General features: G+C 46.6%; 21 protein-coding genes. 20 read left to right on the top strand and 1 reads right to left on the bottom strand.

Translation table 11 applies throughout. The annotated features are described in order from the left end of the window. Window positions 1-26: 26 nt before the first annotated feature. The 20 genes from hisS to ureG all read left to right on the top strand — a co-directional run bounded on the left by hisS (window position 27) and on the right by ureG (window position 19820). Entirely contained in the window at window positions 27-1295 is a 1269-nt protein-coding gene (gene hisS, locus MSG35_RS18825; protein WP_248384749.1) for a histidine--tRNA ligase, read from the top strand. Window positions 1296-1374: 79 nt separating this feature from the next. Continuing rightward, window positions 1375-1989 carry a YfgM family protein gene (locus MSG35_RS18820; RefSeq protein WP_019822120.1) on the top strand — a complete coding sequence of 205 codons (615 nt, stop codon included), beginning with the start codon at window positions 1375-1377 and terminating at the stop codon, window positions 1987-1989. A gap of 10 nt (window positions 1990-1999) precedes the next feature. After that, a complete protein-coding gene (bamB, locus tag MSG35_RS18815; RefSeq protein WP_048613470.1) occupies window positions 2000-3160 on the top strand; it encodes an outer membrane protein assembly factor BamB in 1161 nt (386 codons plus the stop codon). 158 nt (window positions 3161-3318) lie between these two features. Further along, window positions 3319-4800, top strand: coding sequence for a ribosome biogenesis GTPase Der (gene der / locus MSG35_RS18810; protein ID WP_017062511.1), 1482 nt, complete (start codon window positions 3319-3321; stop codon window positions 4798-4800). 131 nt (window positions 4801-4931) lie between these two features. Beyond that, the gene (locus tag MSG35_RS18805) at window positions 4932-5834 is read left to right on the top strand and encodes an alanyl-tRNA editing protein (protein WP_248384748.1); all 903 of its coding nucleotides are present in this window, start codon (window positions 4932-4934) and stop codon (window positions 5832-5834) included. A 289-nt stretch (window positions 5835-6123) separates the two neighbouring features. Further along, window positions 6124-7125, top strand: coding sequence for a sensor domain-containing diguanylate cyclase (locus MSG35_RS18800; RefSeq protein WP_248384747.1), 1002 nt, complete (start codon window positions 6124-6126; stop codon window positions 7123-7125). 36 nt (window positions 7126-7161) lie between these two features. Further along, window positions 7162-7389 (top strand): zinc ribbon domain-containing protein, encoded by a 228-nt coding sequence (locus MSG35_RS18795; protein WP_017056199.1) that lies wholly within the window; start codon window positions 7162-7164, stop codon window positions 7387-7389. Window positions 7390-7949: 560 nt separating this feature from the next. Beyond that, complete coding sequence (urtA, locus tag MSG35_RS18790; RefSeq protein WP_004735113.1) at window positions 7950-9236, top strand: urea ABC transporter substrate-binding protein; 1287 nt, start codon at window positions 7950-7952, stop codon at window positions 9234-9236. A gap of 134 nt (window positions 9237-9370) precedes the next feature. After that, window positions 9371-10999: an urea ABC transporter permease subunit UrtB gene (gene urtB / locus MSG35_RS18785; protein ID WP_248384746.1), complete on the top strand. Its 1629-nt coding sequence runs from the start codon at window positions 9371-9373 to the stop codon at window positions 10997-10999. Between the two features lie 10 nt (window positions 11000-11009). Beyond that, window positions 11010-12182, top strand: coding sequence for an urea ABC transporter permease subunit UrtC (urtC, locus tag MSG35_RS18780; protein ID WP_248384745.1), 1173 nt, complete (start codon window positions 11010-11012; stop codon window positions 12180-12182). Then, the gene (urtD, locus tag MSG35_RS18775) at window positions 12179-13021 is read left to right on the top strand and encodes an urea ABC transporter ATP-binding protein UrtD (RefSeq protein WP_248384744.1); all 843 of its coding nucleotides are present in this window, start codon (window positions 12179-12181) and stop codon (window positions 13019-13021) included. Before urtC ends, urtD begins: the two co-directional genes overlap by 4 nt. Window position 13022: 1 nt before the next feature. Next, a complete protein-coding gene (gene urtE / locus MSG35_RS18770) occupies window positions 13023-13718 on the top strand; it encodes an urea ABC transporter ATP-binding subunit UrtE (RefSeq protein WP_248384743.1) in 696 nt (231 codons plus the stop codon). Continuing rightward, window positions 13715-14662 carry an urease accessory protein UreD gene (locus MSG35_RS18765; protein ID WP_248384742.1) on the top strand — a complete coding sequence of 316 codons (948 nt, stop codon included), beginning with the start codon at window positions 13715-13717 and terminating at the stop codon, window positions 14660-14662. The genes urtE and MSG35_RS18765 overlap by 4 nt, the downstream gene beginning before the upstream one ends. A gap of 133 nt (window positions 14663-14795) precedes the next feature. Beyond that, a complete protein-coding gene (gene ureA, locus MSG35_RS18760; RefSeq protein ID WP_017092435.1) occupies window positions 14796-15098 on the top strand; it encodes an urease subunit gamma in 303 nt (100 codons plus the stop codon). An 11-nt stretch (window positions 15099-15109) separates the two neighbouring features. Then, entirely contained in the window at window positions 15110-15445 is a 336-nt protein-coding gene (locus tag MSG35_RS18755; RefSeq protein ID WP_004735120.1) for an urease subunit beta, read from the top strand. A 39-nt stretch (window positions 15446-15484) separates the two neighbouring features. After that, a complete protein-coding gene (gene ureC, locus MSG35_RS18750; RefSeq protein WP_048614369.1) occupies window positions 15485-17188 on the top strand; it encodes an urease subunit alpha in 1704 nt (567 codons plus the stop codon). 115 nt (window positions 17189-17303) lie between these two features. Then, window positions 17304-17750 (top strand): urease accessory protein UreE, encoded by a 447-nt coding sequence (ureE, locus tag MSG35_RS18745; RefSeq protein ID WP_248384741.1) that lies wholly within the window; start codon window positions 17304-17306, stop codon window positions 17748-17750. Between the two features lie 62 nt (window positions 17751-17812). Further along, window positions 17813-18409: a HupE/UreJ family protein gene (locus tag MSG35_RS18740; protein WP_248384740.1), complete on the top strand. Its 597-nt coding sequence runs from the start codon at window positions 17813-17815 to the stop codon at window positions 18407-18409. Between the two features lie 42 nt (window positions 18410-18451). Continuing rightward, the gene (locus MSG35_RS18735; RefSeq protein ID WP_248384739.1) at window positions 18452-19132 is read left to right on the top strand and encodes an urease accessory UreF family protein; all 681 of its coding nucleotides are present in this window, start codon (window positions 18452-18454) and stop codon (window positions 19130-19132) included. Between the two features lie 46 nt (window positions 19133-19178). After that, window positions 19179-19820 carry an urease accessory protein UreG gene (gene ureG / locus MSG35_RS18730; protein ID WP_004735125.1) on the top strand — a complete coding sequence of 214 codons (642 nt, stop codon included), beginning with the start codon at window positions 19179-19181 and terminating at the stop codon, window positions 19818-19820. Between the two features lie 101 nt (window positions 19821-19921). Here ureG and xseA read toward each other — a convergent pair whose 3' ends face one another. Beyond that, window positions 19922-21268, bottom strand: a complete 1347-nt coding sequence (gene xseA, locus MSG35_RS18725; RefSeq protein ID WP_248384738.1) for an exodeoxyribonuclease VII large subunit — start codon at window positions 21266-21268, stop codon at window positions 19922-19924. Between the last annotated feature and the right edge of the window lie 112 nt (window positions 21269-21380).

Genomic DNA, 21380 nt, shown 5'->3' with positions numbered 1-21380 from the left:
TCGTGAGAAATTACGGAATAAATACTGTGGCTAAAAATATCCAAGCAATTCGAGGCATGAACGACTGCCTTCCAACTCAATCACCACTGTGGCAGAAAGTAGAAAGCGCAGTTAAAAACGTGGTGAGCGCACACGGTTACAACGAAGTACGTATGCCTATCGTTGAAGAAACAAACCTATTTAGCCGTGCAGTTGGTGAAGAGACAGACGTTGTTTCTAAAGAGATGTACACCTTTGACGACCGCAATGGCGATAGCCTAACGCTGCGCCCAGAAGGCACAGCAGGTTGTGTACGTTCATGTATTCAAAATAGCCTTATCAACCGTGATGAACAGCGCCTATGGTACATGGGCCCTATGTTTCGTCACGAGCGTCCTCAAAAAGGTCGTTACCGTCAATTCCACCAATGTGGTGTTGAAGTGTTTGGCCTAGACGGTCCAGACGTTGACGCAGAACTTATCATGATGACAGCGCGTCTATGGCGTGAGCTAGGCATCGATAAGCACGTTCGCCTAGAGCTGAACTCAATCGGTTCTCAAGAAGATCGCGTAAGTTACCGCACTGCGTTAGTGGCTTTCCTTGAGCAACACATTGATGTGCTTGACGAAGACTGCAAACGTCGCATGCACACTAACCCACTACGTGTTCTTGATACTAAGAACCCTGATGTTCAAGCTATCTTAGGTGACGCACCTCGACTATCTGAATATCTAGGTGAAGAATCGAAGCAACATTTTGCTGGTTTGTGTGAACTTCTTGACGCTGTTGGTATCGAATACCAAGTTAATGAGCGTCTAGTACGTGGCCTAGATTACTACAACCGCACCGTATTTGAGTGGATCACAGACAGCCTTGGTGCTCAAGGTACAGTATGTGGCGGCGGTCGTTACGATGGTCTTGTTGAGCAGCTGGGCGGCAAAGCAACCAATGCAGTTGGCTTCGCAATGGGTCTAGAGCGTCTGGTTCTGATGATGGAAACGCTAGAGCTAACAGAAGTTCGTCGTAGCGTTGATGTATACGTAGTTGCTGCTGGCGAAGGTACTATGATCGCGGGCATGCAGTTAGCGAATCAATTACGCGACACCGTTGAAGGCGTGCGTGTAATGAACCACTTCGGTGGTGGTAACTTCAAGAAGCAATTCAAACGTGCTGACAAAGTAGGTGCTGTTGTGGCGCTGGTACTTGGTGAGAACGAAGTTGCTGACAATACAGTTGTGCTAAAAGATCTGGTTGGCGGCGAGCAAGAAACCGTGTCTCAAACGGAAGTTGCAGAGAAAGTTGCTGCGCTAATCTAATTAGCCATTGAGCAAACGCTCATAATGAATACTAACGTCAGCACTATGCTGGCGTTTAAAGAATTAAAGAGGACAGGAAGTGGAACTTTACGATAGCGAAGAGCAACAAGTTGAAGCCATTAAAGATTGGTGGAAAGAGAACGGTAAAGCCGTAATCTTTGGTGCGGTTATTGGTTTAGGTGGTCTATTTGGCTGGCGCTATTACCAAGATTCAGTAGTTGAAGCGCGTGAAGCAGCTTCAGAAGGCTACACCTCTGTAATTTCAGCTCTTGATACTAAGGGCGTTGATGCTCAATCTGATATTCAAGCTTTCATCGACGCAAACAAAGACGCTGAGTACTCAGTACTTGCTGCTATGCAATTAGCAAAAGTACAAGTACAAGCGGGTGAGCTAGCAGCAGCACTTGAACAGCTAGAGTGGGCAAAATCGGCAACTAAGGACGCGGCACTTGCGCCACTACTTACTTACCGTGTTGCACGCATCAAAGCTGAGCAAGGTGAATTTGACGCAGCACTGACTGATCTTGCTGCTATGACAGATGAATCTTGGAAAGGCCGTGTTGCCGAACTGCGTGGTGATATCTCACTTCGTAAAGGCGACACTGACGCAGCATACAGTGCTTACACAGAAGCACAGCAAGCTGTTGACGCTAGCCAAACGCTTCAAATCAAACTTGACGACCTAGCTAAATAAGGCGCTTTGAATGAAGAAGATGTTTCCAAAAGCGGCGTTGTGTGCGATTGCTCTTGGCCTACTAGCTGGCTGTGCGGGTGAAGAAGACACCGTAATCATGGCTCCAGTACCAACGGTAAACAGCGAGTTCACTCCTAGTCAGGAATGGTCGACGTCGGTTGGTGATGGTGTTGGTCACTACTTTTCAAAACTAACGCCAGAATTGGCTTACGACAAAGTGTTTGTTGCAAGCCGTGAAGGTATGGTTAAAGCGCTTGATCCTGATACAGGTAAAGAGCTGTGGAAAGTCGATCTTGAGAAAGACGTACTGGCTCGTTTATCGGGTGGTCTAACGGCGGCTTACGGTAAAGTATTTGTTGGTTCTGAAAATGGCGAAGTGATCGCACTGGAAGAATCGACCGGTGAAGAGCTGTGGCGTGTATCAGTAAATGGCGAGGTGCTTGCATCCCCAGCAACTGATAGCAACATGGTCATTGTTCATACCAGTCGCGGTATGTTGATCGCGTTAGATCAAGCAAGCGGCGAACAAAAATGGACCATCAGTACTGAAGTACCAAGCCTAACACTGCGTGGCGACAGCTCGCCTGTTGCGGTTTCTGGTGGTGTATTCTGGGGCACTGCAAATGGTCGTCTAGCTGCGGCTATCGTTGACCGTGGTCAGCTTATTTGGCAACAGCCAGTAGGCACACCAAAAGGTGCAACGGAAATTGATCGTTTGGTTGATGTTGATGCATCTCCAATTGTTCTTGGTGGCACCCTGTATACCGTAGGTATCAATGGTCAGCTGATTGCTATCGACCTTCGTTCTGGTAAGCCAATTTGGAAACGTAACTACTCATCAGCGATTGATTTAGCAAGTGATGGTAGCCGTTTGTTCGTTGTTACCGACAAAGACCATGTGGTTGCGGTTGATGCGCGCAGTGGTACTGAACTGTGGAGCACTCCATTGTTAGAAAACCGCTTACTGACAGCACCTGCTATTATTAATGGTTATGTAGTCGTGGGTGATACAGAAGGTTATCTGCACTGGTTAGATCGTTCATCGGGTGAGTTTGTTGCTCAACAGCTTGTCGATGATAGCGGCTTTGCGGTTGCACCAATTGAACTGCCTGAAGGCTACTTAGTGACGACTCGCAATGGCGATGTAAAGAAACTAACGATTAGCCAATAAAAGCGTGATATAATTCACAGTCGGCTCCTGGTTGGTAACAGCCAGGAGCCGTTTTGTTGTTAAAAATTAATAAACCGTGTGGTTATAGGTAAGAGTTTAAACTTGCGAACAAGTGCTTACCTATAACTACATTTAGAGAAGAAATTGTAGAGGTTGTTATGGTACCTGTTGTTGCTCTAGTAGGGCGTCCGAACGTAGGTAAATCTACGTTATTTAACCGATTGACTCGAACTCGTGATGCATTGGTTGCGGATTTCCCTGGCTTAACGCGTGACCGTAAATACGGTCATGCTCATTTTAGCGAGCATGACTTTATTGTTATTGACACTGGCGGTATCGACGGTACTGAAGAAGGTGTTGAAACTAAAATGGCTGAACAGTCGCTAGCGGCGATTGATGAAGCTGATGTCGTTCTATTTATGGTAGATGGCCGTGCGGGTCTAACACCTTCAGACGTGGCGATTGCTAAGCACCTACGTCAACTAGAAAAGCCTTCAATGCTAGTAGTAAACAAGGTTGATGGTATCGACCCTGATGCTGCAAGTGCTGACTTCTGGCAACTAGGTGTAGAAGACATGTACCAAATCGCTGCGGCGCATGGTCGTGGTGTTACTGCACTTATTGACCTTGCTCTTAACCCATTCGCAGAAGCGTTAAAAGCTGAGAATGGCGAAGTAAGCGATTTAACTGAGTTTGAAGACGAAGAAGAAGAGCAGGTTGAATTTACAGAAGAAGAAGCTGAAGCAGAATTCAAGCGTCTTCAAGATCAACCGATCAAGCTAGCGATCATTGGCCGTCCTAACGTAGGTAAATCAACGCTAACTAACCGTATTCTTGGTGAAGAGCGTGTGGTTGTTTACGATATGCCAGGTACGACTCGTGACTCTATCTACATCCCAATGCAGCGTGATGAGCGTGAATACGTTCTAATCGATACTGCGGGTGTTCGTCGTCGTAAAAACATCAACGAAACGGTAGAGAAGTTCTCAGTGGTTAAAACACTGAAAGCGATTGAAGATGCTAACGTTGTATTGCTGCTTATCGATGCTCGCGAAAACATCTCTGATCAAGATCTAAGCTTGCTAGGCTTTGCGTTGAACGCTGGTCGTTCAATTGTGATTGCGGTAAACAAGTGGGATGGCCTAGATAACGACGTTAAAGAACGCGTTAAGAAAGAGCTAGACCGTCGCTTAGGTTTCGTTGATTTCGCACGTATTCACTTTATCTCTGCACTTCACGGTACAGGTGTTGGTCACTTGTTTGAGTCTGTACAAGAAGCTTACAAGTCAGCGACGACTCGTGTTGGTACTTCTGTGCTAACTCGTATCATGAAGATGGCGACTGATGATCACCAACCGCCTATGGTTCGTGGCCGTCGTGTGAAACTGAAATACGCGCACGCTGGTGGCTACAACCCACCGATTATCGTTATCCACGGTAACCAAGTTCGTAACTTGCCAGATTCATACAAACGATTCTTGATGAACTACTACCGTCGTTCACTAGAAATTATGGGTACACCTATTCGCATTCAATTCCAGAACAGCGAGAACCCATTTGAAGCTAAGACAAACAAGCTGACAATTTCTCAAGAACGCAAACGTAAGCGTATGATGAGCATGGTTAAAGGTCGTAAGTAAACCTTTCCAATAGATTTGATACCCGAGCCTGTCTCGGGTATTTTTTTAAGCAAAATTCACGTTAAGCCATAACAATACGTTTTTATCATCATGGCTTAACGAATCAGACTAGATTCAAAAAGAAGAACGATATGACTACTAGCGATTTGATTACACCTGCGTCAGCAATCACACCAACCATCACTCAATTTTGTCATCAGGCTTGGCAGCTCAATGCTAAAGCGCTGTACGTTGAAAGCGATGACAGCAAAACTTACCTGATCACCGACGTGACACCTTTCCACCCAGTGAGTCACATTTGGCCCGATCACCCTGCAGACCAAGGCTTTGTGAGTGTTGGTGACGTGCAATATCCCGTTGAAGACTGTCTTGTTGGTGCTATAGAACAATCTACTGGCAAGCTTCATATCGCAGCAGATATCCCTGTTAAGCGTGATACGGAAGGGTGGGCGTTTGTGGTTGTCCACCAGCTACCCGTATCTGCTTCTATGATTAAGGTTAGTGACGAAGTCGTGTTGTCGGTTGATAAAGAGTACCAAGCCAGTTTGAGCCGTGGTCACAGTGCTGGCCACATCGCTTTCCTAGCTTTGAATAAAGTATTGGCTGAGAGCTACTGGCGTAAAGATGCGGATAGAAAAGATCCGCTTGGCAGTTACGACTTCAATAGCTACGCACAAGTGACGAGCTTTGTGACTCCAGAGCTGTGTACCGATAAGTATCGTTTAGGCAAAACCCTCAAGAAGCGCGGTTTGAACGTTGCAGACATGCTAGCAAACCTTGATGACATCGAAGCTGATATCAACCAGATGATTGCGGGCTGGCTTGCAGAGCCGACGCCAGTCGCAATGAGACTGGAAGGTGAAGCATTAACAGACTCTCGCTATTGGGAATGGCAGTTGGATGCCGACACTTTAGTGTCTATTCCGTGTGGTGGTACTCACATTGAGAACACCTCAGAGCTTAAGGCATTGTCCGTTAAGTTAACCCAGTTAGATGACCAGCATATTGAAATGCTGACGCATGTAATTCGATGATTTAGACTGCAGATCGAAATGGCTTGTGCTGTTTATTTTATTATTACATGTCACTTTTGATATAAATAACTGTTTAAAATTGAAATGCAGCACATGTAACTTATGCTTTCGGTGTGTGGTGATATAAATATTCTTTTTGGGGTAGATCGCTGATCAAAATAGATAAAGCGAAAGATCAACCTATGATCTTCGATTGTGTGTCGTACTAATTTAGTGTGTTATTATTAACCAATAACAAGCTTGCATAAGAACAAGCTGTACCCGATTACACAATTGAAAGCCTTAGTGAATGGAACAACAATTTTTATTAGAAGGCCATCGAGCCGTCAATAGCTTGCTACGGAAGCTTGCGCTTGGGATGGATCGCAAAGATTTAAATCACAAGATTATTCAGCTTACCGAGCAGCTTTTTGGGCAGCGCATGGCTTCAATTCTACTGCTCAACTCAGAGTCTAAAACGTTACACCTTGAATATGCCCCAAACCTGCCTGATTTTTACAATCAACAGATAGAAGGGGTAGGAATTGGTGCGGGGATAGGCTCTTGTGGCGAGGCAGCTGCGCTTAAGAAAGCAGTGATGGTCTCCAACATAAATGCACACCCAAACTGGGCACCTTTTCTGGCCCTCACCAATCAAGCGAATCTGCATGCCTGTTGGTCGGTCCCCATTATCTCGTCGCGCGGTAATGTGTTGGGTACCTTCGCTATTTATAGCCAGTACATCTCTGAACCACATGAATTTGAGCTCGAGATCTTAGAACTACTGGCTTCCCTGTATTCGGTAGCACTAGAAAAGTTCGAGTTGGAGAATCAGCTTAACTTTTTCGCCAATCGAGATTCTCTAACCCACTGCTTGAATCGTCGTGCACTGTTCAATGAAGCCGAAAAAGTCTTGGCCAAGCGATGTTTTTCAGAAAAGGTGATGGCGTGTCTGTTTGTGGATGTCGATAAGTTCAAATCAATAAATGATACCTATGGCCATAGTTTCGGTGACGATGTGTTGTTGGCGGTTGCCGAAGTTCTTGATGAGGCAACCACAGCATGCGCCAAGATAGGTCGTTATGGTGGTGATGAGTTTGTGGTGTTCTCATGTTTTGATGATCAAGAAAGCGTTGTTAGCTTCTACCACAGCTTAGAGAAAGCACTACAACAAGCGCTTTATATCAATGATGTGCAGTTCTCAGTGAGTGTCGGGCTATCTTGTGACAAAGATCCTCAAGGATTAGACCTGTTGATCGCACAAGCTGATAAGAACATGTATCAAATCAAGCAAGCCAAGTCTCTGCAGTAGTAGATTGTAAAAATAGTCGTAAATTAGGAAGTGCTAATGAGTGAAAATATCTGCCCTAAGTGCCAGTCTGAGCTAGCTTGGGATGGCAAGTATCACTGTGAAAGTTGTCAGGCTCACTTTACTAAAGTTGGGTTTTGCCCTGAGTGCAGCAGCCAACTTGAGAAGCTTCAAGCTTGTGGTGCGGCGAGCTATTTTTGCAACGGTGATTGCAACGAGTTGAAATCAAAGTCGAGAGTAAAATTCGAATTTCAACCTGCGGAATAGCCTTAAACTACATGGTTTGAACGACCATCGGTGATGTTATACCAGAGACTCAATACTAGGGCGTGTTGACCTTTCGCGGTTAAATTTTGTTCGAGATAAAAGTGTTTTAATCGCGGCGAGGGAGAAGTAGCCTAGTCATTCTAAGCAAATCTCCCTCAACAAAGAGTAAAACGCTTTTAGCCGAACCCTTCGGGCAGCGTTTGCTGGTCATTTCTACTACGTTATCGGCTTCTCATGTAGGCTAGCTACACATCGATGCCTCTGCCTTGTATAAATACCCAGCAACTCGCTGCAAAAATCAGCTCGAAAGATCAACACGCCCTAAAGTGTTGGGTCTTTTTTGTATCTGAAGAACAGGAATGTGTCATCTTGGTTCATTCCCACTGTCACTGCACCAGTATGAAACATAGTTACATGATTGCTATGCACTCTATTGGTGTTAGTTTCTTTTAAACTCTATCAATACAATCACTTATAAATAATTTCGTTGGTTTGTAAGTTTGGCACTCTTCTTGTAACTCTGTAATTGAATAACAAAAATACAATTATGGAGTAATATCATGAACAAGGTGTTCAATTTATCGCTAGCTGCACTGTGTACAACACTTTCATTTTCTTCTGCAACGGTGTTTGCTGCTGATGAGACCATCAAGGTCGGTGTTCTACACTCACTCTCTGGCACCATGGCGATCAGTGAGACAACGCTAAAAGATACCGTGCTAATGCTCATCGAAGAGCAGAACAAAAAGGGCGGTTTGCTTGGTAAGAAGCTAGAGCCTGTCGTGGTTGACCCTGCGTCAAACTGGCCGCTATTTGCTGAGAAGGCGCGTGAGCTTATCGAAAAAGAGAAAGTGGATGTGGTGTTCGGTGGTTGGACATCGGTATCACGTAAATCGATGCTGCCTGTCTTTGAAGAACTCAACAGCATCCTTTTCTACCCAGTACAGTATGAAGGTGAAGAGTCTTCTAAAAACGTTTTCTACACCGGTGCCGCGCCAAACCAACAAGCGATCCCTGCAGTGGATTACTTGATGGAAGAGCTTGAAGTTGAGCGCTGGGTACTTGCTGGTACCGATTACGTTTATCCACGTACTACCAATAAGATCTTAGAAGCCTACTTAAAAGATAAAGGTGTCGCAGAAGAAGACATCATGATCAACTACACGCCATTTGGTCACTCTGATTGGCAATCTATCGTTTCAGACATCAAAAAGTTCGGCGAAGCAGGCAAGAAAACCGCTGTGGTTTCTACTGTGAACGGCGATGCGAACGTACCTTTCTATAAAGAACTTGGCGCTCAAGGCATTTCATCTGAAGACATCCCAGTTATTGCATTCTCTGTTGGTGAAGAAGAACTGTCAGGTATGGACACAGAACCACTGGTAGGCCATCTAGCGGCATGGAACTACTTCATGAGTGTGGATACCGAAGCCAATGAAGAGTTCGTTGAAACGTGGCAGTCGTTCATCAAGAGTGAAAAGCGTGTCACCAACGACCCAATGGAAGCGCACTATGTTGGCTTCAACATGTGGGCTCAAGCGGTCACTAATGCAGGCACAACCGATCCTGAATCTGTGCAAGATGCCTTGATTGGTGTGTCTGTTCCTAACCTTTCTGGCGGCTACTCAACCATGCTGCCAAACCACCACATCACCAAACCAGTACTGATCGGTGAGATCCAAGACGATGGTCAGTTCGATATCGTTTGGGAAACCACAGGTCTCGTTGCGGGTGATGCTTGGTCGAGCTACTTACCTGAATCGGCAAAACTGTTCTCTAGCTGGTCGAAGCCATTCTCATGTGGTGCGTTTAACGTCGAAACGAAGAAATGTTCTGGCGGTAACTAGAGTCATGAATATGAGCCTTGTCTTTAGTAAACCTAGCTAAGGTAAGGCTCACTACTTCTCAGGTAATAATAATTATCCACGTATCCATCAAGCAAAAATAACAATATCTAGCTCGATGGACTAAGGAAGCAGGGATGAAAAACGCATTAAACGTATTTAAGGCGCTGTTGCTCATGGCAGTCAGTGCTCAGTTGGCTTTTGCGGGAATAACGGATGAAGCTAGCTTTACCAAGGCGCTAGTTGGTAAGAAAACATCGGATAAAGAATTAGCTATTGATTGGGTGATTGAGACGCAAACGGAAGATGTGTCGAAACCTATTCTGGGTGGTTGGTTAAACGGAAACCTTTACTATTTTGGTGATAAACAGAGCGAGCAGTACAAACAGCTCTATCTCATTCAAAGCATCAAAACAGCGACGTCAGCTCAGTCTGTATGGGATGATTCAACGCTGAATATCGAGAATGCGAGACAGTTTAAAAAGGTTCGTGTGAATAACAAACTTCGCGGCATCTTGCGCGGGGAAATTGCTTCTATTGGACTGAACAGCAGTAATCCTGACGTACGTTATAAAGCTGTTTTGGATCTACTAGGGACTAAAGACGCTGACATCATTGAACGCATAGCTGAACTCAGAGCCAATGAATCAGAGGGCAAAGTGGCAGAGCTGATGGACCTCTCATTGGCTATTTATAGCTCCCTTGATAAAAGCGCAACCATTGAAGAGCGAGTCACGTCGATTGAGCGAGTTGGTGACTTCAAACACTCAGTCGTTCTGCAAACACTGAATCAACTGTTAAACACTGAACAAGATCCAAGCATTGCCGCTGCAGCAGAACGTGCGATGGATAGCTATCAACAAAGCCAAGCACTCTATTCGGGTGTAGAAACGGTATTCTTCGGTTTGAGCTTAGGCTCTGTATTGGTACTGGCGGGCATTGGCTTAGCGATTACCTTTGGTGTGATGGGCGTTATCAACATGGCTCATGGCGAGCTGATCATGATTGGTGCTTATACCACCTACGTATTGCAGTTGTTGATGCCTAATCATATTGGCTTAGCGCTGATACTTTCCATTCCAGCGGCATTCATTGTGTCCGGATTAGTGGGCATTGCGATTGAGCGAAGTGTGATTCGTCATCTTTATGGTCGCCCATTGGAAACCTTACTCGCGACCTTTGGTATTAGCTTGATCTTGCAGCAAGCCGTTCGCTCGATTTTCTCTCCACTCAACCGCTCAGTGAGCACACCTGAATGGATGTCTGGCGCACTTCAATTGAACCCAATGTTGTCTCTGACTTACAACCGACTTTATATCATCTTGTTCTGTGGTTTGGTGTTTATGGGCTTATTGATGGTTCTGAAAAAGACACCACTAGGCTTGCAGGTTCGTGCGGTTTCTCAAAACCGTGGTATGGCTCGTGCGATGGGTATTCGTTCAGAGCGAGTTGATGCGATGACCTTCGGTTTAGGCTCTGGCGTTGCGGGTGTTGCAGGCGTGGCACTTTCTCAACTGACTAACGTTGGCCCTAATATGGGACAGGCGTACATCATCGATTCGTTCATGGTGGTGGTGTTCGGCGGTGTTGGCAACTTGTGGGGCACGCTAGTCGCAGGCTTAAGCCTTGGTCTGTTCAATAAGATTTTAGAACCATGGGCTGGTGCGGTTCTCGCCAAGATTCTGGTACTGGTTTTCATCATTCTATTTATTCAAAAACGCCCACGCGGACTCTTCCCGCAACGTGGTCGTGCGGCTGAAGGTTAAGGACAACATCATGCAGTCAAAATCATTTGTACTTTCGGCGATGCGTGGTGACAAAGGTGGCCAACTGACCATCCTTGCCATTCTAGCGGCCGTTATTCTTATCCCACTGGCTAACACCATGTTACCAAGTGGGCACCCGCTCCATGTCGAGACTTTTACTATCTCGCTGATGGGTAAATACCTGAGCTACGCAATGTTGGCGTTGGCGCTCGATCTGGTGTGGGGCTATCTCGGAATATTGAGCCTCGGCCACGGTGCTTTCTTTGCGCTTGGTGGTTATGCGATGGGCATGTACTTGATGCGTCAGATTGGTGACCGTGGGGTTTATGGTGATCCAATCCTGCCTGACTTTATGGTGTTCCTTGATTGGTCGGCGTTGCCGTGGTTCTGGCAGGGCTTTGATCAGTTCTGGTTTGCTTGTCTGATGGTGGTGCTAGTGCCGGGCGCATTGGCTTACTTGTTTGGTTATTTAGCTTTCCGCTCTCGTGTGTCCGGTGTGTATCTTTCGATCATGACTCAAGCGTTAACTTACGCCTTGATGCTGGCATTCTTCCGCAACGAGATGGGCTTTGGTGGCAACAACGGACTGACAGACTTTAAAGATATCATCGGCCTGAGCTTGCAAAGTGATGCGGTCAAGATTGGTCTGTTTGTCGCGACTGGTATTGCGCTTATTCTCAGCTACATCGCTTGTCGCATGGTGGTAACCAGTCGATTAGGACGTGTGGCATTAGCGATTCGTGATACGGAATCACGCACTCGCTTTATGGGCTACGACGTCGATGGCATCAAGCTGTGGGTCTTCGTTCTTTCAGCGGTTATCGCGGGTATTGCCGGGGCTTTATATGTTCCTCAAGTTGGCATCATTAACCCGGGTGAATTTGCTCCTCTTAACTCGATTGAGATTGTGGTTTGGGTTGCCTTAGGCGGTCGTGCCACTCTGTTTGGTGCGATTGTCGGTGCATTGATCATCAACTATGCCAAGAGTTGGTTTACGGTTGAATTCCCAGAGGTGTGGTTATTTGCTCTGGGCGGGTTATTCGTACTCTCGACCATGTACTTCCCACAAGGTGTGATTGGCTTTGTCAGTGAAAAATGGCAGCAGCTGCGCAAGGCATCAAATGGGAAAAAACAAGATAAAGATAAGGATGATCAGCACAAAGCCAAGGAGGTGATCGCATGACCACATTTAATAGCGTAAAGGAATCGGTTCAGGCGTTCACCCGTCGAGACGAAGTCTTTGATTACCTCAAACCCGATATTCACCCCGCTATCGATACTCGCCATAACGTGCTGTTGTATGTCGAAGGCGTCAACAAAAGCTTCGATGGTTTCCAAGCGATAAACGACCTCAACCTCTACATCAAAGAGGGAGAGCTACGCTGCATCATCGGCCCTAATGGCGCAGGTAAAACCACCATGATGGACATCATCACAGGTAAAACTAAGCCAGACACTGGCGAAGTATGGCTGGGTTCAAACATCAACTTATTGAAGATGAACGAAGCTGAAATTGCCAATGCAGGCGTTGGGCGTAAATTCCAAAAACCGACCGTGATTGAATGCTTAACCGTGTGGCAAAACCTTGAGTTGGCCATGGCCGGTGACCGTTCAGTTTGGGCGACGTTCACTGCTGTGATGTCCGGTGAACAGAAAGACAAATTGACCTCTGTGCTTGAGCTGATTCATTTAAAAGACGAAGCGGCTAACTTGGCAGGTAACCTGTCTCATGGGCAAAAGCAGTGGTTAGAGCTCGGCATGCTATTGATGCAAAACCCTAAGCTGTTGCTGGTGGATGAACCCGTGGCAGGTATGACTCACCAAGAGATGGATCGCACCTCTGAATTGCTCAATTCGCTGGCAGGCAAGCACTCGGTGGTCGTGGTTGAACACGATATGGATTTCGTTCGTTCTATCGCCAGCCATGTCACCGTGCTTCATCAAGGTCATGTGTTGGCTGAAGGCACCATGGATCAAGTGCAGGCTCACCCTGAAGTTAAACAAGTTTATCTCGGAGAATAGGATGCTAGAGGTTAAATCAGTTAATCAATATTACGGTGAGAGCCACACGCTGTGGGATTTGGATATGCAGATCCCAGCAGGTAAATGCACGGTGTTAATGGGACGAAACGGTGTCGGTAAAACGACTCTGCTGCAATGCATCATGGGGTTGGTTAAGGTCGAAAGCGGTGATATCTCATTATCGGGCGAGTCGCTTTTGAAAACCGATGCTGAAGATCGTGCTCGCCAGGGAATCGGTTATGTGCCGCAAGGTCGTCAGATCTTTCCGATGCTCACGGTTCAAGAAAACCTAGAAGTAGGTTTGCCAATTAGAGAAAAGGGAGACCGTAAGATCCCAGAGTTCATCTTCGATATATTCCCAGTATTAAAAGAGATGCTGCATCGTCGCGGTGGTGATTTGTCTGGTGGTCAGCAGCAGCAACTGGCGATTGGGCGTGCGCTGGTGGTTAATCCAAAATTGTTGATCTTGGATGAACCGACAGAAGGTATTCAGCCCAATATCGTGCAAGAGATTGGTGACATCATTCGTATGCTCAACGAGAAGATGGGACTCACCGTCCTGCTTGTTGAACAGAAGCTGCCATTTGCGCGAAAGGTCGGTGACCGATTTTGCATTCTAGACCGTGGTCGTCAGGTAGCAGAAGGTGAAATGAAAGGGCTCAATGAGTCTTTGATTAAGGAGTACCTAACCGTATGAGCTCTCTATATTCTTCGAATGAAGCAATAAACACTTCTTTAGCGGGAGTGTTGTCTCTGAATGAGACCATCGAACAAGATATTCGAGACGGTTGGCAAGCGAACTTAAACCTCACCTTTGTTGACCGTGGTGATAAAACCGTATTAAAGAATCGTCAGCAGTCTGGTCCGCTTGCGGTGCAACGTCCCTTGTATCCTGATGGGGAAACGTGTCACACCTACTTACTTCATCCCCCCGGCGGAGTGGTAGGTGGTGACACACTTAATATTGAAGCGACCATCGAAAGCGGTGCGCATGCGTTGATCACTACACCCGGTGCGACCAAGTTTTATCGCTCAAACAACAAGTACGCCAAGCAGAAGCAGACCTTACGAGTGAAGAAAGATGCTCGCTTGGAATGGATGCCGCAAGAAAACATCTTTTTCCCGAACGCACACGTTCGTTTAGACACTGAAATTCGCCTAGAAAAGGGTGCACAATTTTGGGGTTGGGAGATGCACTGTTTTGGACGCCCTGCACAGAATGAGGGATTCGAGCATGGTCACCTCGTTGGGAAAACAGAAATCTATCTTGATAATCAAAGGCTTCTGACTGAAGGTTTTAATTTTCATGGTGGTGATAAGTTAATGATAAATATGGGGTTACTTGATTATTCAATGATGGGAACCTTTTATATCACTTCAAATGAGAAGCAAGATTTAGAGTTGGTACAGAGCTTGCTCTTATCTATTACACAGCAAGCTTCACAGCAATCAGTTACATCAAAAACGTCGAGTGAACCCACATTAATATTGGGTGCGACTCAGATAGAAGGATTGATTGTGGTGCGAGCCTTGGGTAATTGGAGTGAAGATATCCTCCAGGCCTTTGGTCAGATATGGCAAGCAACTCGCTCTCATTTATGTGGTACGACTCCTGATTTACCAAGGATTTGGGCGACTTAGCGATTAGCCCTTTTTGTACCTAGGGTGACTTCCGACCCTAGGTACATTTTTTCAAGCTTGCTGTGATTGAATCCCACTTACTGCTCATGCGTTTTTGAGCAATAAGAAAACAACACTAACAGCGGGCGGCTAAATGGAATTAACACCAAGAGAAAAAGATAAGCTACTTATCTTCTGCGCAGGAATGCTGGCACAGCAGCGCAAACAAAAAGGCTTAAAACTCAACTATCCAGAATCTATTGCACTGATCAGCAGTGCCATTCTTGAAGGTGCCCGTGAGGGTAGAACCGTTTCAGAATTAATGGATTTTGGACGCACACTTCTTACTGTCGATGACGTTATGGAGGGGATCCCTTCCATGATCCCTGATGTACAAGTCGAAGCCACTTTTCCTGATGGCACCAAGCTGGTGACCGTTCATGAACCTATCGTGTAGGGAGAAGTAATATGGCTGGTTCCACAAAACAATACTCAGGATTCGTTCCCGGAAAAGTAGAAACCGCACCCGGTGACATCACTCTCAATGAAGGCCGCGATACAACGTCCGTTAAGGTACAAAACATTGGCGATCGTCCTGTTCAAATTGGCTCTCATTACCACTTCTATGAAGCAAACCCATCACTGATCTTTGACCGAGAAGCCACTAAAGGTTTTCGACTCAATATTCCTGCGGGTACTGCAACCCGCTTTGAACCGGGTCAGTCGCGCAGCGTCGAGTTAGTGCGTTACGCCGGTAAGTTAGAGATCTATGGCTTCCAAGGAAAGGTGATGGGTAAGCTCTAAGCGCTCCCACGGAATAATGAAAATAACAAAGGATTGAACATGGCGACGATATCCAGACAGGCTTATGCCGAAATGTTTGGGCCAACAGTCGGTGACCGAGTGCGTCTTGCTGACACTGATTTATGGCTAGAAGTTGAAAAGGATTACACCGTATACGGTGACGAAGTGAAATTCGGCGGCGGTAAAGTGATTCGTGATGGACAAGGGCAAAGCCAACGTCCAAGTGCCGAAACTCCAGATTTGGTGATCACCAACGCGATTGTGTTGGATTACTGGGGCATCGTAAAAGCCGATGTTGCCATCAAAGATGGTCGAGTTCAGGCATTGGGTAAAGCGGGCAACCCAGATGTTCAGCCGGGCGTTGATATTGTGATTGGCCCGGGCACGGAAATTTTAGCAGGTGAAGGTTCAATCCTGACTGCTGGTGGCATTGATTCACACATCCACTTTATTTGCCCACAACAAATTGAAGAGGCACTGGCGTCAGGTGTGACAACCATGATCGGCGGTGGCACGGGTCCAAATACGGGCACCAACGCGACCACATGTACGCCGGGGCCTTGGAACATGCACCGCATGCTAGAGTCACTCGATCAATTCCCGATGAACTTTGGTTTGTTAGGCAAAGGCAATGCAAGTCAGCCAGAAGCACTACGTGAGCAAGTAGCGGCAGGTGCTGTGGGTTTGAAGTTGCACGAAGATTGGGGAACAACCCCCGCTTCAATCGATACCTGCTTGAGCGTTGCTGACGAGATGGACGTACAAGTTGCGATTCATACCGATACCTTGAATGAGTCGGGTTTTGTTGAATCAACACTTGGCGCAATTGGCGACCGCGTGATTCATACCTATCACACTGAAGGTGCGGGCGGTGGTCATGCTCCCGACATTATCCGTGCGGCAGGTGAACCCAACGTTCTGCCTTCATCGACTAACCCAACACGACCTTACACCGTCAATACGGTCGATGAACATTTAGACATGTTGATGGTGTGTCATCACCTTTCACCGTCGATTGCCGAAGATGTCGCTTTTGCTGAATCGCGTATCCGCCGTGAAACCATTGCCGCAGAAGACATTCTTCATGACTTGGGCGCGTTCTCGATGATTGCCTCGGACTCACAAGCAATGGGACGAGTGGGCGAGGTTGTAACCCGCACGTGGCAAACCGCGCACAAGATGAAAGTGCAGCGTGGTAGCCTAAAAGAAGATTCCGACTACAGCGATAACTTCCGTTTAAGACGCTATGTCGCTAAGTACACCATCAACCCAGCGATAACTCATGGTATGTCTCATGAAATCGGTTCGATCGAAGCCGGGAAATTAGCTGACCTAGTTTTATGGAAGCCAGCCTTCTTTGGCGTGAAACCAAGTGTGATTTTGAAGGGCGGCATGATCGCCATGGCACCGATGGGTGACCCTAACGCTTCAATCCCAACACCTCAGCCAGTCCATTACCGCTCTATGTTTGGTAGCTACGGCAAGGCGTGTCAAAACACATCAATGTTGTTTGTCTCTAAAGAAGCCAAGGCACAGAACATCGACAAACAGTTGGGTCTGCAGAGCTTGATTGGTGTAGTAAGTAACTGCCGAAACATCAGCAAAGCCGACATGAAGCTCAATGATTGGATGCCAAAAATTGAGGTCGATTCTCAGACGTATCAAGTGCGCGCCGATGGTGAATTGCTGACGTGTGAGCCAGCTGAAGAGTTACCAATGGCTCAGCGGTATTTTCTATTTTAATAGTTCGGCTGAAGGCTCTTATTTTAGACCTTTAGCTGAAGCTCGTATTTTAGCTCTTGGCTGAGGGCTCTTATTTTGAACGTTATAAATCTCACAAGGAGATTGAGGTAATAGCATGATTGAACTGACTCAACTGAATACTCAAATACAAAACGCACCGGACGGCTACTTAAGCCTGCCGATCGATAGCCGCATCAAAAGCCGCCTTAAGGTGATGCTAGATGACGGGCGCAATGCTGGGCTATTTCTACCACGAGGTCATATCTTGCGCGGTGGCGAACAACTCTCAAGTGAATGTGGTTTAGTCGTAGAAGTGAAAGCGGCACCTGAAACCGTTTCAACCGTTTACTGTGAAGACCCACATTTGCTAACGCGAGTGGCGTATCACCTTGGTAACCGTCATGTTCCGCTGCAAGTGGAAGCGGGTTGGGTTCGTTACCAACACGACCATGTTTTGGATGAAATGGTTGAAGGTTTAGGCGCGAAGGTGACTACCGAGAAACAACCGTTTGAACCTGAAGGTGGCGCTTATGGCGGTCGCTCAGGTGGACATCATCATTAATGACTCACTAAACGATTTATATAACAACAAATATTAATAACGATAAACGCAAGGAACTCGCGATGAACTTTAAAACAGCAGTAGGCTTATGCACTTTCACAATAGCTTCTCTAACAACATCGACATTGGCTTTCGCTCACCCGGGGCACGGTTCGCATTCGGTTCATGAGTCTCACTCATTTATGTCTGGCTTAACTCACCCTGTGACAGGTATGGATCACCTGATCATGTTGATCGCTTTCGGTCTGTTAATTGGCGCACTTTCATTTTCCACCAAGACAAAAGCCGCTCTGATTGGCGGTGGGTTGGCGTCTTTGGTGGTAGGACTCATCGCAGGCCAAGCCTTAGGTTTCTCTGTGATTGTTGAACCTGCAATCATCGCTTCTCTATTCGTTGTCAGCCTATGTTTATGGCACGTGTTTTCACCATCGACTAAGCGTGTGAACAGTGTATTAGCGGCTTCGATTGGCATGTTGTTTTTCCATGGTTATGCACATGGTGTTGAAGCGGCAAGTAACCTAACTCAGTTTGCAGCGGGTATGAGCATCACAGCTTTGGCTCTGATGGTTATTGGTGCTTTTGTTGGCCGCGCGGTTTACTCAAAATGGATGTCGGTTGGTGTGGCTTCAGCAAGCGCACTATTACTGTTAGGCGCGTAAGCTCTCGAACTTATTTGATTCTAGAAGACTGAGGGCACGGTTATGACCACAACAGAAAATGTCGCCATCTATCGTCTGTTTCAATTGATCAGTCCGTCATTGCCAATTGGTGGGTTTACATACTCGCAAGGCTTAGAGTTAGCGGTTGAAGCGGGGTGGGTGACCGATCGCAACAGCATGGAACAGTGGCTCAATACCATCGTCAGTTCCAGTGTCGCGACCTTGGAATTGCCTATCTTAGAGCGCCTTTACCACGCTTTAGAAAAGGGTGAACTCGATGAAATTGAGCACTGGTGTAATTACCTGTACTCAAGCCGTGAAACCAGTGAATTGCGAGCGGAAGAGAAGCAACGTGGGCAGGCATTGAATACTTTGTTGAAGCGCTTAGATATCGATATCTCGCTGGTGGATTCTGTTGATAGTCATCCCAACCAATTGTTGGGCATGTGTATGGCGGCTCAGTATTGGGGCATTGATTTAGAAAGCCTCAAGCAAGGTTACTTATGGAGTTGGCTTGAAAATATCGTTACTGCAGGCGTGAAACTGGTGCCTTTAGGTCAAACCGATGGGCAGTTGGCATTGATTAATATCACCAACACCTTTCCTGACGTAATCGAAAAGGCCCGAGCGATAGAAGATTGGATGGTAGGCAGTTTTTCGCCATCAATGGCATTAGCAAGTTCACTGCACGAAACACAATACACGAGACTATTTCGTTCATAGCGGTCAGCTCGAACGGTATAGTAAAAAGAATATAAGGAAGTAGACAATGGAAAGTTACAAGCAACCCCTTCGAATTGGTATTGGCGGCCCGGTAGGGTCTGGTAAAACAGCGTTGTTAGAGGTGCTATGTAAGGCGATTCGCGACAAGCTCAACATTGCCGTGGTAACCAACGACATCTACACGCAAGAAGACGCAAAGATACTCACGCGAGCAGAAGCGCTAGAACCGGATCGTATCATTGGTGTTGAAACGGGTGGCTGTCCGCACACGGCGATCCGTGAAGATGCGTCGATGAACTTAGCTGCGGTAGAAGAGCTGGCTAAGCTGCACAAAAACCTCGATGTGGTATTCGTCGAAAGTGGCGGTGATAACTTGAGTGCTACGTTCAGCCCTGAATTAGCCGATCTTACCATCTACGTGATTGATGTAGCAGAAGGGGAGAAGATCCCACGTAAAGGCGGGCCGGGTATTACGCGTTCTGATCTGCTAGTCATCAACAAGATCGATTTAGCACCGTATGTTGGTGCGTCACTTGAGGTGATGGAGCAAGACACACAACGCATGCGTCCAACCAAGCCATATGTGTTCACCAACCTAAAAGAGAGCCAAGGCTTAGATTTCATCATCAACTTTATTGTGACGGAAGGGATGCTAACCATGAAGGAGCCGTCTACGACTGAGTCGTGAGTAAGGTTTGAATCAGGTTGTTTTCTTTTACAGCCAGTAGATATACAAAAGCCCTGTCGATTGTCGATAGGGCTTTCTGATTTTAAACGTTCGAGTCGAACTTAAAGCTCGCTCTTAGTGACTCTTGTGGTCACTTGCGACTCAATCACACCATCTTCAACTTGAGTGGTGATCACTTCACCTACTTCGACATCATTAATCGACGATACAGTCTTGCTCGATGCTGAATGAGTAATGCTGTAGCCACGCTTTAGGGTTGCAAGTGGACTAACGGTCTCTAACTTCTCGGCAGCCATGGCCAGCTGGTGGCGAGTGGTTAGCAGTGTTTTATCCATTGCATCCAGTAGCTTCTGCTCAGAGCGTTGTAGATGTAGTTTTTGTTCACCAAGGCGCTTTACTGGTGAGTTCAGCTGAAGCTGGTGCTGTTTACGTTCAACACGCTGTGCATGTTGTTTTAGGTATTGAGTCATACCACGACGCAAACGCATGTCTAGATCATCAAGCTGTTGACTCTGCTTTTGCAGTTGGTAGCTCGGGTGCTGTTTCTCTAAGCGGTATTTTAACGTTTGAGTGGATTGTGCTTGTTTGATTAACACATGACGAATCGCACTCACCAAGCGAGCACGTTTAGAGGCATAAGCTTGCTCTTTATGACTGTTGTCACGGCTAACCAATTCTGCAGCAGCTGACGGCGTTGGAGCACGCATATCTGCGACGAAATCGGCGATAGTGACGTCAACTTCGTGGCCAACTGCGCTGATAATCGGTATCTGGCTTGCTGCAATTGTGCGAGCAACGATCTCGTTATTGAAGCACCATAAGTCTTCTAATGAACCGCCGCCACGACCCACGATCAACACATCACACTCATTGCGTTCGTTAGCTCGTCCAATCGCTTGAGCGATCTGAATCGAAGCTCCTTCACCTTGTACCATGGTCGGATACACGATGACTGGCAATGAAGGGTCGCGTCTCTTGAGAACATCGAGAATATCGAAGAGGGCTGCGCCTGTTTTAGAGGTGATGACGCCAACGCGTTTTGGATGTTCAGGAAGCGGTTGCTTACTCGATTGAGCAAACAGGCCTTCAGCGGCAAGGTTCATCTTCAGCTTTTCAAACTCTTGCTGAAGCTTACCGTCACCTTCTGGCTGCATGCTTTCGATGATCAGTTGATAATCACCGCGTGGCTCATAAAGAGACAAACGTGCTTTGACTAAAACTTGATTACCGTTCTGAGGCTTAAAAGTCACACGGCGATTATTGCCACGAAACATAGCGCACTTAACTTGAGCGCGAGAGTCTTTAAGCGTGAGGTACCAGTGACCAGAGACAGGTGCAGAGAAATTTGAGATTTCACCAACGAGCCAGACTATTCCCATTTCGTTTTCTAATAGGAGACGAACCTCTGAGTTGAGGCGAGAAACAGTAAAGATGTTTGGATTAGTCATAGAAGCACTATCTTTCCTTGAAGGAAGGTCTTTCTTGGAATCTCACAGGGCGTGAGTATGGAAGATAGCGGCAATATAATACATAGCAAGGGGGTAAATGCAAATTAAAAAT

Origin of the sequence: Vibrio sp. 1CM23M (assembly GCF_023161755.1) — a bacterium.
GTDB lineage: Bacteria > Pseudomonadota > Gammaproteobacteria > Enterobacterales > Vibrionaceae > Vibrio > Vibrio coralliirubri.
Note: the sequence above shows the minus strand (reverse complement) of the source record. Positions and strands in the feature narration are given on the sequence as shown.

Bases quoted from the DNA above. Each gene is read 5' to 3' on its own strand.
- bamB (WP_048613470.1), top strand. From the start codon at position 2,000: ATGAAGAAGATGTTTCCAAAAGCGGCGTTGTGTGCGATTGCTCTTGGC.
- der (WP_017062511.1), top strand. From the start codon at position 3,319: ATGGTACCTGTTGTTGCTCTAGTAGGGCGTCCGAACGTAGGTAAATCT.
- MSG35_RS18805 (WP_248384748.1), top strand. From the start codon at position 4,932: ATGACTACTAGCGATTTGATTACACCTGCGTCAGCAATCACACCAACC.
- MSG35_RS18800 (WP_248384747.1), top strand. From the start codon at position 6,124: ATGGAACAACAATTTTTATTAGAAGGCCATCGAGCCGTCAATAGCTTG.
- MSG35_RS18795 (WP_017056199.1), top strand. From the start codon at position 7,162: ATGAGTGAAAATATCTGCCCTAAGTGCCAGTCTGAGCTAGCTTGGGAT.
- urtA (WP_004735113.1), top strand. From the start codon at position 7,950: ATGAACAAGGTGTTCAATTTATCGCTAGCTGCACTGTGTACAACACTT.
- urtB (WP_248384746.1), top strand. From the start codon at position 9,371: ATGAAAAACGCATTAAACGTATTTAAGGCGCTGTTGCTCATGGCAGTC.
- urtC (WP_248384745.1), top strand. From the start codon at position 11,010: ATGCAGTCAAAATCATTTGTACTTTCGGCGATGCGTGGTGACAAAGGT.
- urtD (WP_248384744.1), top strand. From the start codon at position 12,179: ATGACCACATTTAATAGCGTAAAGGAATCGGTTCAGGCGTTCACCCGT.
- urtE (WP_248384743.1), top strand. From the start codon at position 13,023: ATGCTAGAGGTTAAATCAGTTAATCAATATTACGGTGAGAGCCACACG.
- MSG35_RS18765 (WP_248384742.1), top strand. From the start codon at position 13,715: ATGAGCTCTCTATATTCTTCGAATGAAGCAATAAACACTTCTTTAGCG.
- ureA (WP_017092435.1), top strand. From the start codon at position 14,796: ATGGAATTAACACCAAGAGAAAAAGATAAGCTACTTATCTTCTGCGCA.
- MSG35_RS18755 (WP_004735120.1), top strand. From the start codon at position 15,110: ATGGCTGGTTCCACAAAACAATACTCAGGATTCGTTCCCGGAAAAGTA.
- ureC (WP_048614369.1), top strand. From the start codon at position 15,485: ATGGCGACGATATCCAGACAGGCTTATGCCGAAATGTTTGGGCCAACA.
- ureE (WP_248384741.1), top strand. From the start codon at position 17,304: ATGATTGAACTGACTCAACTGAATACTCAAATACAAAACGCACCGGAC.
- MSG35_RS18740 (WP_248384740.1), top strand. From the start codon at position 17,813: ATGAACTTTAAAACAGCAGTAGGCTTATGCACTTTCACAATAGCTTCT.
- MSG35_RS18735 (WP_248384739.1), top strand. From the start codon at position 18,452: ATGACCACAACAGAAAATGTCGCCATCTATCGTCTGTTTCAATTGATC.
- ureG (WP_004735125.1), top strand. From the start codon at position 19,179: ATGGAAAGTTACAAGCAACCCCTTCGAATTGGTATTGGCGGCCCGGTA.
- xseA (WP_248384738.1), bottom strand. From the start codon at position 21,268: ATGACTAATCCAAACATCTTTACTGTTTCTCGCCTCAACTCAGAGGTT.